The sequence below is a fragment of the Pseudophaeobacter sp. 1A16562 genome (genome assembly GCF_041008785.1).
Classification (GTDB): Bacteria; Pseudomonadota; Alphaproteobacteria; order Rhodobacterales; family Rhodobacteraceae; genus Phycobacter; species Phycobacter gallaeciensis_A.
The window spans coordinates 184,715-196,987 of the sequence record NZ_JAXGFT010000003.1 but is presented as its reverse complement, the minus strand read 5'-3'; the positions used below and the strand labels follow the sequence as shown (position 1 = coordinate 196,987).

Below are 12,273 nucleotides of genomic sequence, written 5' to 3'. Positions count from 1 at the left end.
CGTTCCCGCCTTTCGAAGTGGTCGGCGGCTGCGCCTGCGGCGAAGGTCAGCTCTTCCTTGTGCGCCTGCGGCATGGATCGCTCGCCACGTCGCCAGATCCGCCGACTTTGCAAAGGTCGCTATCTGCGCTTCGCCGCCGTTCGTGATCAGCGCAGCGAACTTCCGCTTCCGCCCATAGAGGCATAGATCGACCGAAAGGGGCGACGCTCCGCGCCGCCGCGCAAACCTTTGGGCAAATCGCGCAAACTTATGGGGGGGGCGCGCACGAATATGCGCGATCCTACAGTGGATCAGAAGTCCAGGTTTTCCACGCTCAGCGCGTTTTTCTGGATGAATTCGCGGCGCGGTTCGACCACATCACCCATCAGCTTGGTGAACAGATCGTCGGCCTCGACCATGTCGTCCACGCGCACCTGCAACAGGGTGCGGGCGTCCGGGTCCAGCGTGGTTTCCCACAGCTGATCCGGGTTCATCTCGCCCAGCCCCTTGTAGCGCTGCAGCGACAGGCCTTTTTCACCCTCTTCCAGAATCGCCTTCAACAGCTCCAGCGGACCGTGGATCAGTTGGCTGCGCTCCTTGCGCACCAGCGTCGCGGTCTGGCCGTAGATCTCCTGCAAGCTTTGGGTAAAGCTGCCGGTCTTGCGCGCCTCACCCGAACGCAGCATCGGACCATCCAGCGTGCGGACCTCCTCAACGCCGCGCAGGATGCGGGCCAGACGGATACCGTGATCCTGGGTGATGCGGCCCTGCCAGCCCTTTTCATACTCCAGCGCAATCAGGTCGAGCCGCTTGGCAACCCTGTCGGCAACGCCCTGCAGGTCGGCATCCACCGCGCCGGGAACAAAGGCACCTGCAACGGCGGCCTGCTCCAGAATATGGCGAGGGTAATGGGTCGGGAAGGCATCGATGACACGGCGCAGCTGACGCGCCTCATCCACCACGCGGGCCAGATCCTGCCCGACGATTTCCTCGCCCGATCCCAGCTTCAGAACCGCGCCTTCAACGCCCTGATGGATCAGGTAATCATCCAGCGCCGCCTGATCCTTCAGGTAGACCTCGGATTTGCCACGGGCCACCTTATAAAGCGGCGGCTGGGCGATATAGAGATAGCCGCCCTCGATCAGCTCAGGCATCTGGCGATAGAAGAAGGTCAGCAGAAGCGTCCGGATATGGGCGCCGTCCACGTCCGCATCGGTCATGATGACGATCTTGTGGTAGCGCAGTTTGGAGATGTCGAACTCATCCCGGCCAATACCGGTGCCCAGCGCCATCACCAAGTTACCGATCTCCTGGCTTCCCAGCATCCGGTCGAAGCGCGCGCGCTCCACGTTCAGAATCTTACCGCGCAGGGGCAGGATTGCCTGCGTCTGGCGGTCACGACCCGTCTGAGCAGAGCCCCCGGCGGAGTCACCCTCGACGAGGAAGACTTCGGTTTTCGAGGGGTCTTTCTCGGAACAGTCCTTCAGCTTGCCGGCGAGGAAGTTCACATCCATTGCCGTCTTGCGCCGGGTCAGCTCGCGCGCCTTGCGGGCGGCTTCGCGGGCCAGGGCGGCTTCGATGATCTTGCCGACAATTTCCTTGGCCTGGGTCGGGTTTTCCTCGAACCACTCGGCCAGTTTCTCGTTCACCAGGCTTTCCACCACCGGGCGCACCTCGGAGGAGACCAGTTTGTCTTTGGTCTGAGAGGAGAACTTGGGATCCGGCACCTTGACCGACAACACACAGGTCAGACCTTCGCGGGCGTCGTCACCGGTGAAAGAGACCTTCTCCTTCTTGGCGATCCCGGAAGACTGCGCGTAGTTGTTGATGGTCCGCGTCAGCGCACCGCGGAAGCCCGCCACATGGGTACCGCCATCGCGCTGTGGAATGTTGTTTGTAAATGGCAGCACGGTTTCATGGTAGCTGTCGTTCCACCACATCGCCACTTCGACGCCGATGTCGTCCTTTTCACCTACGATATAGATCGGGGCATCCATGACCGGGCTTTTCGACCGGTCGAGGTACTTGACGAATTCCTTCACACCGCCTTCGTAGAACAGCTCAGTCTCAAGCCGCTCGGCCGGGCGTTCATCGATCAGGATGATCCGCACACCAGAGTTGAGGAAGGCAAGTTCCCGCAGACGCTTTTCCAGCGTTTCAAAGGAGTATTCGAGGTTCGAGAACGTGTCGGTCGACGCCAGGAAGCGGACCTCGGTGCCGGTACGGTCACCGCAGTCGCCAACGACCTCAAGGTGCTTGGCCGTGTCGCCGCGCTCGAACCGCGCGATGTGTTCCTTGCCATTGCGCCAGATGCGCAGCTCCAGCCAGTCGGACAGGGCGTTCACAACGGAAACGCCAACACCGTGCAGACCGCCGGAGACCTTGTAGGAGTTGCTGTCGAATTTGCCGCCCGCGTGCAGCTGGGTCATGATGACCTCGGCCGCCGAGACGCCCTCTTCGGCGTGGATATCCACCGGAATGCCGCGCCCGTTGTCGCTGACAGAAACACTGGAATCGGCGTGAATTTTCACCGTCACGGCGTCCGCGTGGCCCGCCAGTGCCTCGTCGATGCCATTGTCGACGACCTCATACACCATATGGTGCAGGCCCGATCCATCGTCGGTGTCCCCGATATACATGCCGGGGCGTTTGCGAACCGCCTCCAAGCCTTTGAGAACTTTGATGGAATCCGCACCGTATTCGGCGGGGGCGTGCTCGTTTCCGGACATTCGCGCGTTCCTGTTTTTGCTTTCAGATTTTATACGCAGTCCGGGGGGGAATGTCACGCGCACGCGCCCCTTTTATTCTTGGATTCAAGCGGCTTTTGCCCCCAGACCGGCGACTTTTTGCAGCCAGCCCTCGACCTTCTTGCCCTTGGCATCCGTGGCAGGCGCAAAGGAGGAGAACCGGGTCGGCTTCACACCGACAAAGCCAAGGATCTGACGGCTGATGATTTTCTTGATCGCATTGCTGTAAATCAGCCTCAGCAGCAGTGGGGGCGTATCCGATGTCAGCAGCACCCGGGCGGTCTTGCCGGTCAGCATCGGTGCCGGAACTCCCATCATGTTCGGGTTGCGCGTGTCGAAAGTCCGACCGGGCAGTAGCGCGCGATCAAAGACGCCTTTCAGCTTGGCCGGGATCGCACCCCACCACAGCGGCGTTGCCACCACCACGTGATCGGCCCACTCCAGATCTGCAAGGAAGGCTTCCAGATCCGGCTCCAGCGGCTTGGGGTTCTTATAACCGCCCTGCCCGTAATCCATGTCGAACTGCATAGCAGAGATATCGTGATAGCGCACCGCGTGACCCTTGGCCTTGGCCGAGGCGGCATAGGTATCGCACAGCGATTTCGACAGCGAGGTTTCACCGGGGTGACCATTCAGGACGATGATTTTCTTGGTGGACATCTGACACTTCCTACAACTAAATTGACCTTGGTCAGTTTATTGACTCAATAAATGACCCTGGTCAATATTTAAATTGACCAGGGTCACATTTTCTTGATGAGGACGCAGATGCCGCGACAGCCCCAGAAACGCCGACTAGAAACCCGTGCCAAACTGCTGGAGGTCACAGCCGAGCTTGTTGCGACCGAAGGTTACAGCGGTCTCAAAGTTGAAGACGTTGTAAACCGCGCAGGCGTGGCCAAGGGCACGCTGTTTTCCCACTTCCGAGACAAGGACGGACTGCTCGCGGTGCTGATCGGGGCCGAGGTGATGCGCCATCTTGACCAGATGGAGGAAAAGGGGGCTCCAGACAGCCGCGAGGCCCTGCTGGAACGTATCGCACCCCTGCTGGAGTATGTGGCCGGAGACCGGGTGATCTTTGATCTGCTGCTGCGTTATTCAGGATCCACCGGCACCGAAACGGATGAGGTCGTGACCGAAGGCTTTTATCGCCAGATCGCCATCTGGGGCGATTGGATCGCGCAGCTGCAACAGGCAGGACTGGTGCGCGACGATTACCCGGCGCAATTCCTGGCCGAAGGCATTCAGGCCTTTCTCAATCAGGTGATCGCGATCTGGTTCTGCATGTCCAGCCCCAACGAACAGACGCCGCTGGACGCGCTGCGCCCCTTTCTGGAGGCCTGGTTGGCGCCGCAGGCCTGACCCGGGGCCAACAAGGCGTCAGGAAAAGGGAATGATCAGCCCGACGCAGATCAAGAGGCCGCCGGACACCAGATTGACCTTCTTCAGCGCTGATGGCGAGGACAGCAGCGCCCGCAACCGGTGGACCAGCGCCGCCAGTATCAGGTTGCCCATCAGCGGCACCAGAAAGGACAGCGTCACGATCACTGCCACATCCACTTTCGTGACAGCGGAAAGATCAAAGAACCCCGGCAGCAGCCCCATGTAGAACAGGATCGCCTTGGGATTGCCCAGAATAACGGCAATCCCGGCCATGAACCCAGCCCAGGTGCCGGGGCGGAGCAAAGCGCTGTTTTCCTGAATGCGCGCGCCCGCGTGGCGGATAAGGGTGATGCCCATGAACAGGAACATCAGGCAGGCGACCCAGCGCAAGGCAGTCATGATGCCAGCGAACTCGGACACCAGCCAGGACATGCCCGCAACAGCCACCAGCGGCCACAGGATATCGCCACAAGCCACCCCCAGCGCCAGCGGCCAGGCGGCATGAAACCCACCGGACACCGCCCGCGCCAGCAGCGCCAGCCAGACCGGACCCGGGGTGAGGAACAGAACGAACAGCCCGCCCGCATAAAGCACCAGATCCCAGATCGACAGGGTCATGACCGCACCTCTACCTGTGATCCGCCTTCGCCCTCGGTGATTTCCAGCATCTGGGCGCGGGTGCCCATTTCCGCGAACAGCTCCGCCTCGGTGCCCGTCATCCAGGCCTGCGCCCCCAGCGCACAGATCTCATCATAAAGCGCAGCGCGGCGGGCCGCGTCCAGATGCGCTGCGACCTCGTCCAACAACACGATCGGCGGCGCCCCTTCGCGCCCCGCAAGCGCACGGGCATTGGCCAGAATCAGCGAGACCAGCAGCGCCTTCTGCTCTCCGGTGGAACAATCGCGGGCCGGTACGCCCTTGGCCGCATAGGTTCCGATCAGATCGGTACGATGGGGGCCGACCAGCGTGCGCCCCGCCGCCAGATCACGGAACCGGCTTTCGGCCAGCGCCTCGCGCAGGTCCTCTGCGCTTGCGGGCATGGTGCCTTCGGTCTGGATCAGCTCCAGTTCAGCCACGGGAAAGGCGGTTTCGGCGGCCGCCTGCGCCTCTTGCAGCAGCGACACCGCCGCAATCCGCGCGGCGCTGATGCGGTGGCCGGTCTCGGCCATCTGCGTTTCCAACACCCGGTACCAGGCCGGATCGCGGTTCTGGTCTTTCAGCAGGCGGTTGCGTTCGCGCATCGCCTTTTCGTAGGCCAGCGTCGCCTCGGCATGGGAGGGGTCAAAGCTGAGCACGATGCGATCCAGAAACCGGCGACGGCCCTCGGCGGCTTCAATCCACAGGCGGTCCATAGCAGGGATCAGCCAGACCACCCGGCAGATCTGCCCCAGTGCGATCTGGTTGGAGGCCTTGTTGTCGATCCTGACCTGACGGGCATTGCCGCCTTCGGACCAGGTTTCCACCTCGTAGGACTGCGTCGGCGCCTGCAGGGTCGCCTTCAGTTTCCACCCCAGCGCCTCGGGGCGGCGGGTCATTTCCGCAGCGCTGGCGCGGCGCAGGCCGCGGCCCGGGGAAAACAGCGACACCGCCTCAAGGATATTGGTCTTGCCCGCCCCATTCGGCCCGAACAGCGCCACGGGCCGCCCATCCAAATGCAGTTCCGCCCGCAAATGCGAGCGGAAGTGAGACATTGTCAACTCTGTCAGGGCAAGCACTTAGGGCGCCCCTTTCCTGATAGTGAGAACCCTATGCCGGGTCCGTAGCGCCGGATCCGTGCCGTCAGACGCGCATCGGCATGACGACGTAAACCGCGCTTTCGTCATTGCCTTCGCGCATCAGGGTCGGATCGCCGGAAGAGTTGAACAGGAACACCGCGTTTTCCCGGTCCACCTGGCTGGCGATCTCCAAGAGATACTTGGCGTTAAAGCCGATTTCCAGGCGCTCGTCGCTGTAGGCAACCGCCAGCTCTTCCTCGGCGGCGCCACTGTCGGGCGCGTTGACCGACAGGATCAGGCGATCTTCTTCCAGCTGCAGCTTGACCGCGCGGGAGCGTTCCGAAGAGACGGTGGCCACCCGGTCCACCGCCTTGGCGAATTCGGCTGCGTCCACTTCCAGACGGCGGGTGTTCCCCACCGGAATGACGCGGGTGTAATCCGGGAATGTGCCGTCGATCACCTTGGAGGTCAGAGTGATGTTCGGTGTGGCAAAGCGGACCTTGGTCTCGGAGACGGAGACGGCGATGTCCATCTCGTCATCGTCCAGCAGCTTGCGCAGTTCGCCCACGGTTTTACGCGGCACGATCACGCCGGGCATATCCTCGGCGCCCATCGGCAGCGGCGCATCGATCCGCGCCAGACGGTGACCATCGGTCGCCACGCAGCGCAGTGCCTTGCCGCCTTCGGAGCTGTCGGCCACATGCATGTAGACGCCGTTCAGGTAGTAGCGGGTTTCTTCGGTCGAAATCGCAAATTTCGACTTGTCGAACAGGCGCCGCAGCATGGCCGCGTTGGCGGTAAAATTCGAATGATACTCGGACGATGCCATCACCGGGAAATCTTCGCGCGGCAGGGTCGCCAGCGAGAAGTTCGACCGGCCTGCCTCGACCGTCAGGCGGCCTGTGGCGGCATCGGCCGTCAACGTCACCAGCGCGCCGTCGGGCAGTTTGCGCACGATCTCATGCAGAGTGGTCGCAGCCACGGTGGTCGCCCCGGCGCGCTCAACCTGCGCGGGGGCCTTGTCGACCACTTCGATGTCCAGATCGGTGGCGCGGAACTGGGCGGTATCGCCCTCGGCTTCGATCAGCACATTGGCGAGGATCGGAATGGTGTTACGCCGCTCTACGACCGATTGTGCCTGGGCCACAGCCTTGAGAAGCGTGCCGCGTTCGATGCTGATCTTCATGTCCCTTGTCCTTTTTGTCTTGCCTCAGGCAGTGGCCGGGATAAGCAAATTAGCGGTTTACCCCTGCCATACAAGGCTTTTTATCGACTTCTCCAAGGGAAAGGAGGCAGCGTCAAGGGGCCTGTGATCGGCAGGGCGCAGAACACCGTCAAACGTTGCCCGCTGGCATACAAATGGCATCCCGGTCCTGCATGGAAAAACGGCCCCGGATTTCCGGGGCCGCATTGTCACGTCTCGGTCGGATCGCGCTTACGCCTCCAGAGAGCGGCGCAGCATTTCGACGTCTTCGGCGATCTGGCCGTCGGTCGTCTTCAGCTCTTCAATCCGTTTCACACCATGCATCACGGTTGTGTGGTCACGCCCGCCAAAACGGCGGCCGATTTCCGGCAGCGACCGGCTGGTCAGCTGCTTGCACAGATACATCGCCACTTGCCGCGGCCGCGCATAGGAACGCAGGCGCTTGGGGCCGATGATGTCCGACATGCGGATGTTGTAGTATTCCGACACCTTGCGCTGGATCTCTTCGACGGTGATTTTACGCTCCGAGGCGCGCAGCACATCGGCCAGACAGTCCTGTGTCAGATCCATGTCGATCTCGCGCCCAACGAGCGAGGCAAAGGCAAAGAGACGGGTCAGAGCGCCTTCGAGAACACGCACGTTGGTCGAGATGCGATGCGCCAGGAATTCGAGCACGCCATCAGCGATTTCAAGGCCCGGATAGGTTTCGCGGTGCTGCTGCACCTTGGTCTGAAGGATGCCGAGACGCAGTTCGTAATCGGTGGGGTGCAGATCCACCACCAGACCACATTGCAGACGTGATTTCACGCGGTCCTCAAGATCCTTGATCTCACCCGGGGCACGGTCCGCCGAAATGATGATCTGCTTGTTCTGGTCCACCAGCGCATTGAAGGTATGGAAGAATTCTTCCTGCGTGGAATCCTTGCCCGCGATGAATTGCACGTCATCCACCATCAGCACGTCGACCGAGCGGAACAGGTGTTTGAAGTCCATCATCTTGCGTTCGCGCAGCGCCTGCACAAAACGGTACATGAACTGTTCCGCCGACAGGTAGAGCACGTTCAGCTGCGGGTTCTGTTCTTTCAGCTCCCAGGCGATGGCGTGCATCAGGTGGGTTTTACCCAGGCCAACACCGCCATAGAGCACCAGCGGATTGAAGGTCACCGGACCGCCCTCGGCCACGCGGCGCGCAGCGGCATGGGCCAGTTCGTTCGGTTTGCCGACAACAAAGCTGTCAAAGGTGAACCGCGGATCCAGCGGTGCCGCCTGCAAGGCATCCAGCCCGTCACGCGATGACGAAGACGACGCAGCCGCATCCTCGGTCCGCGCAGCAGCGCCTGCCTGAACAGTACTCGCCTCGGCCATTTCGGCAAAGGGTTCAGCGGCCCGTTCCGTCTGCCGCACCGGGCGGGCAGGTGAGTTGGCAGCCACCTTAAACGCAAGCCGCTGTACCGATTCACCGGACATGCTGAGCTCGTGCAGAATCAGATCTGCAAAGTTCTGGCTGACATAGTTCCCCATGAAGTTCGTCGGCACATGAAAGACCGCAACGCCTTCATCGACCGAACTGAATTCAAGCGGCTCGATCCAGGTGGTGAAATTGTTTTGACCGACTGTCTTGAGCAATCGTTGTCTGAGCTGTCCCCATTTTTCTTCCGTCATGCTACGCCTCACGCGTCCCCAAAAGCAGCGGCCATTTTCGACCTATCGTTTCATCAAGCCTCCCCGTCCGGAGGCGCGTTCACACACAGGACATTCGGTGCGTGCCGGTCAGACCAGACGCAGTACCCATGTCGGGCGGTACGGATCCTGAAACACACACAAAATCCTTCGACCGCCGCACAACACGCGTTGAGTCGATATGCACCAAAATCGAAACAAGACCATGTGCCAGATCATCTGGCACGGCTCTGGTATCAGACCACTGCGATCTGGCATGACCGCAATATATCTGAGCCCTGGAAGTGATCTTAATGCCCGTTAAGATCACCGCGAGCAGCCTGTCCCCCAGCGAGTGAATCGCTGTATTAGTGGTAGCAATTTGTGGGGGGAAGCGGCAACGAAACTATGATGTTGACTCGTGCTTTGGCCGCAAAGAATCTCTCGCGCCTGCAGCACTGGCTTAAGAAGCGATCAAAAAAGAAAGGCACCGCAAATCGCGATGCCTTCCGTAAAAAACCCACCAATGGCAGATTTCAGATTTCTTAAGATTTAACCCAGCGCTTTGACGCGGGCGGCCAGGCGGGACACTTTCCGCGAGGCGGTGTTCTTATGGTAGACGCCTTTGGTCACGCCGCGCATCAGTTCGGGCTGGGCTGCGCGCAGAGCTGCGGTTGCTGCCTCTTTGTCGCCGGATGCGATTGCTTCTTCAACTTTACGCAGGAAGGTACGGATGCGCGAACGACGGGCTTTGTTTACAGCAAAACGCTTTTCGTTCTGACGGGCGCGTTTTTTTGCCTGGGGCGAATTTGCCATGGTGTCTGACCTTTGTATCGAGTTCGTGTTTTTCAATAGACGCAATGCCAGCCGAACCCGGATCCGACCACCGGTGTGATTCTAGCCTAGGCGGGCTGCACGCGCATGTATGGCGGAGGTCTATACAGAGGCTGCCGAACCTTGGCAAGGCCAATAGACACGAGGCCGGTTTTCAAAAAGAAAGGGCAGGCCGCGCCTGCCCTTTCGCGTTCATATCGGTACGGCTGGCTTACTTGTCGCGGAATTGCGCTTCGCGCTTTTCAAGGAAGGCTGCCATGCCTTCTTTCTGATCTTCGGTGGCGAACATCGAATGGAAGACGCGGCGCTCGAACAGCATGCCTTCGCTCAGCGGCAGCTCGTAAGAGCGGTTCACGGTTTCCTTGACGGCCATCGCGGTCAGCAGGGATTTCTCGGCGATCTTCTGGGCTGCGCCCATCGCTTCTTCGATCAGCTTCTTGCCCGGTACAACGCGCGACACCAGACCTGCGCGCTCAGCTTCTTCGGCGGTCATGAAACGACCAGTCAGGTTCATGTCCATGGATTTGGATTTGCCCACGAAACGCGTCAGACGCTGGGTACCGCCGATACCGGCGATGACGCCGAGGTTGATTTCGGGCTGACCGAACTTGGCCGAATCTGCCGCGATGATGAAATCGCAGAGCATCGCCAGTTCGCAGCCACCGCCCAGCGCATAGCCGGATACCGCGGCAATGATCGGCTTGCGGACGGCCGTGATGCGATCGTTCACAAAAGCAAAGAGATTGGTCGAGAACACCTCGGTGAAGCTCATCGAAGACATCTCTTTGATGTCGGCGCCTGCGGCAAATGCCTTTTCCGAACCGGTCAGAACGATGCAGCGCACCTTGTCGCTGGCGTCGGCCTCTTCCAGGGCGGCGCAGAGTTCAGTCAGCAGCTCTTGATTGAGCGCGTTCAACGCTTCGGGTCGGTTCAGCTTGATGAGGCAAACGTGGTCCTTCACTTCGACGTTGATCGTCTCATAGGCCATGGGTATCGCTTTCGATTGTTCCGTTCAGAAACGAGTCATTATCACGAGACATATCTCGTTCAAGCTATCTTTGGCACTTGCCACAGTAGAAAGACGATCGCCCGGATTGGGTGATTCTCGCAATGGTTCCGCCGCATCCCTCCCGCCGACACGGCTCTCCCTCGCGGCCGTAGACATCAAAGGCATGCTGAAAATATCCAAGTTCTCCATTGGCTTGCCGGAAGTCTTTCAGCGAGGAGCCACCGGCGCGAATGGCATCTTCCAACACGGTGCGGATGATCGGCACCAGCGCCGCCACGCGCGGCGCGGCAATCTGCCCTGCCTTTCTTTTGGGCGAGATCCCGGCCCGGAACAGCGTTTCGCAGACGTAGATATTGCCCAGACCGGCGATGATTCCCTGATCCAGAAGCGCCGATTTCACCGGCGTGTTGCGTCCTTTGAAGGCAGCGGTCAGGTGATCTTCGTGGAAATCATTGCCAAGCGGCTCTGGCCCCAGCACCGACAGCAGCTTGTGCTGCTCTGCCGTGGAGGTCTCCAAGAGATCCATCGCCCCAAACCGGCGCGGGTCGTTGAAGGTGATGCGCGCACCATTGTCCATGTCCAGCACTACATGGTCGTGCTTCTGGGCCTGCGGATGTTCATGTACGAAACGCCCCAGCGGATCCCCCGAGACCGTCATGCGGCCCGACATACCCAGATGCACCAGCAGGGTTTCCCCCGTATCGAGATCGGCCAGGATGTATTTCGACCGGCGTCTCAGTGCATTGACTCGGGCTCCGGTCAACCTCTCCGCCATGCGATCGGGGAAGGGCCAGCGCAGATCCGGGCGGTTCACTGCAGCCCGCGTGATCACCGCGCCTTCCATTGCAGGCGCCAAACCTTGGCGCACCGTCTCGACCTCTGGCAATTCTGGCATTACATCGCTCCTGACACTTTAGATGCATGGGCCGCATTGTGCCCGACCGCAAGCGCCCTATAACTGGGACGAACCTAGGAAAACGGCAAGCCGCATGAGCGATACAAACGACACCACCACCCATTTCGGCTTTGAAACCGTTCCCGAGCGGGAAAAGGCGGGCCGCGTGCAGGGCGTTTTCAACTCTGTTGCCTCGAAATACGACGTGATGAACGACGTGATGAGCGTCGGCATCCACCGCATCTGGAAGGATGCGATGATGGACTGGCTGGCGCCGCGCCCCGGTCAGCGTCTTCTGGACGTGGCAGGCGGCACCGGCGACATTTCCTTCCGCTTCCTGAAACGCGCCGGGCACGGGCATTCCACCGTGTTGGATCTGACCCAGCCAATGCTGGAGGAAGGCCGAATGCGCGCAGAAGCCGCCCAGATGGCCGACAGCTTGGATTGGGTCACAGGCGATGCCATGGCGCTACCGTTCAAGGACAATACCTTTGACGTCTACACGATTTCCTTCGGGATCCGGAACGTCACCCGCCCGCAAAAGGCGCTGGAGGAAGCCTACCGCGTGTTGAAACCCGGTGGCCGCCTGATGGTGCTGGAATTCTCGCAGCTCCCGAATGACGGCATGCAGAAGCTTTATGATCTATACAGCTTCAACGTCATCCCCCGGATGGGCAAGCTGATCGCCAATGACTACGACAGCTATCAGTATCTGGTCGAATCGATCCGCAAATTCCCCGACCAAGAGACCTTCCTGCAAATGGTGAAGGACGCCGGGTTCGCAAACGCCAAATACCGCAACCTGTCCCTGGGCATCGCGGCGCTGCACTCCGGCTGGAAGATCTGAT

Annotated in this window: 11 protein-coding genes; 2 read left to right on the top strand and 9 right to left on the bottom strand. The window is 60.5% G+C overall.

The window, feature by feature from the left end:
- Positions 1-290: 290 nt before the first annotated feature.
- Together gyrB and SM764_RS05345 are read right to left on the bottom strand one after the other, a co-directional pair.
- On the bottom strand, positions 291-2,708 hold the full coding sequence (gyrB, locus tag SM764_RS05350) for a DNA topoisomerase (ATP-hydrolyzing) subunit B (protein WP_065272206.1): 2,418 nt from the start codon (positions 2,706-2,708) through the stop codon (positions 291-293).
- Between the two features lie 84 nt (positions 2,709-2,792).
- Positions 2,793-3,386, bottom strand: coding sequence for an NAD(P)H-dependent oxidoreductase (locus SM764_RS05345; protein ID WP_274831645.1), 594 nt, complete (start codon positions 3,384-3,386; stop codon positions 2,793-2,795).
- A gap of 108 nt (positions 3,387-3,494) precedes the next feature.
- Between SM764_RS05345 and SM764_RS05340 the strand changes: the two genes are divergently transcribed.
- Positions 3,495-4,088, top strand: coding sequence for a TetR/AcrR family transcriptional regulator (locus tag SM764_RS05340; RefSeq protein ID WP_274831646.1), 594 nt, complete (start codon positions 3,495-3,497; stop codon positions 4,086-4,088).
- An 18-nt stretch (positions 4,089-4,106) separates the two neighbouring features.
- Here the strand turns inward: SM764_RS05340 and SM764_RS05335 are convergent, their stop codons facing one another.
- From SM764_RS05335 to mutM, 7 genes are all read right to left on the bottom strand, one after another.
- Complete coding sequence (locus tag SM764_RS05335) at positions 4,107-4,727, bottom strand: LysE family translocator (RefSeq protein WP_274831647.1); 621 nt, start codon at positions 4,725-4,727, stop codon at positions 4,107-4,109.
- The gene (gene recF / locus SM764_RS05330) at positions 4,724-5,824 is read right to left on the bottom strand and encodes a DNA replication/repair protein RecF (protein ID WP_369001209.1); all 1,101 of its coding nucleotides are present in this window, start codon (positions 5,822-5,824) and stop codon (positions 4,724-4,726) included. The genes SM764_RS05335 and recF overlap by 4 nt, the downstream gene beginning before the upstream one ends.
- 64 nt (positions 5,825-5,888) lie before the next feature.
- The gene (gene dnaN, locus SM764_RS05325) at positions 5,889-7,010 is read right to left on the bottom strand and encodes a DNA polymerase III subunit beta (RefSeq protein WP_065272201.1); all 1,122 of its coding nucleotides are present in this window, start codon (positions 7,008-7,010) and stop codon (positions 5,889-5,891) included.
- A gap of 249 nt (positions 7,011-7,259) precedes the next feature.
- Positions 7,260-8,690: a chromosomal replication initiator protein DnaA gene (gene dnaA / locus SM764_RS05320; RefSeq protein WP_274831649.1), complete on the bottom strand. Its 1,431-nt coding sequence runs from the start codon at positions 8,688-8,690 to the stop codon at positions 7,260-7,262.
- A gap of 549 nt (positions 8,691-9,239) precedes the next feature.
- A complete protein-coding gene (gene rpsT, locus SM764_RS05315; RefSeq protein WP_065272199.1) occupies positions 9,240-9,503 on the bottom strand; it encodes a 30S ribosomal protein S20 in 264 nt (87 codons plus the stop codon).
- Positions 9,504-9,732: 229 nt separating this feature from the next.
- The gene (acuK, locus tag SM764_RS05310; protein ID WP_065272198.1) at positions 9,733-10,509 is read right to left on the bottom strand and encodes an acryloyl-CoA hydratase; all 777 of its coding nucleotides are present in this window, start codon (positions 10,507-10,509) and stop codon (positions 9,733-9,735) included.
- A gap of 64 nt (positions 10,510-10,573) precedes the next feature.
- On the bottom strand, positions 10,574-11,425 hold the full coding sequence (gene mutM, locus SM764_RS05305) for a bifunctional DNA-formamidopyrimidine glycosylase/DNA-(apurinic or apyrimidinic site) lyase (protein ID WP_274867798.1): 852 nt from the start codon (positions 11,423-11,425) through the stop codon (positions 10,574-10,576).
- A 94-nt stretch (positions 11,426-11,519) separates the two neighbouring features.
- On the opposite strand from mutM, the gene ubiE reads away from it, so the two are divergent.
- The gene (gene ubiE, locus SM764_RS05300; protein ID WP_065272196.1) at positions 11,520-12,272 is read left to right on the top strand and encodes a bifunctional demethylmenaquinone methyltransferase/2-methoxy-6-polyprenyl-1,4-benzoquinol methylase UbiE; all 753 of its coding nucleotides are present in this window, start codon (positions 11,520-11,522) and stop codon (positions 12,270-12,272) included.
- The last annotated feature ends 1 nt before the right edge of the window (position 12,273 follow it).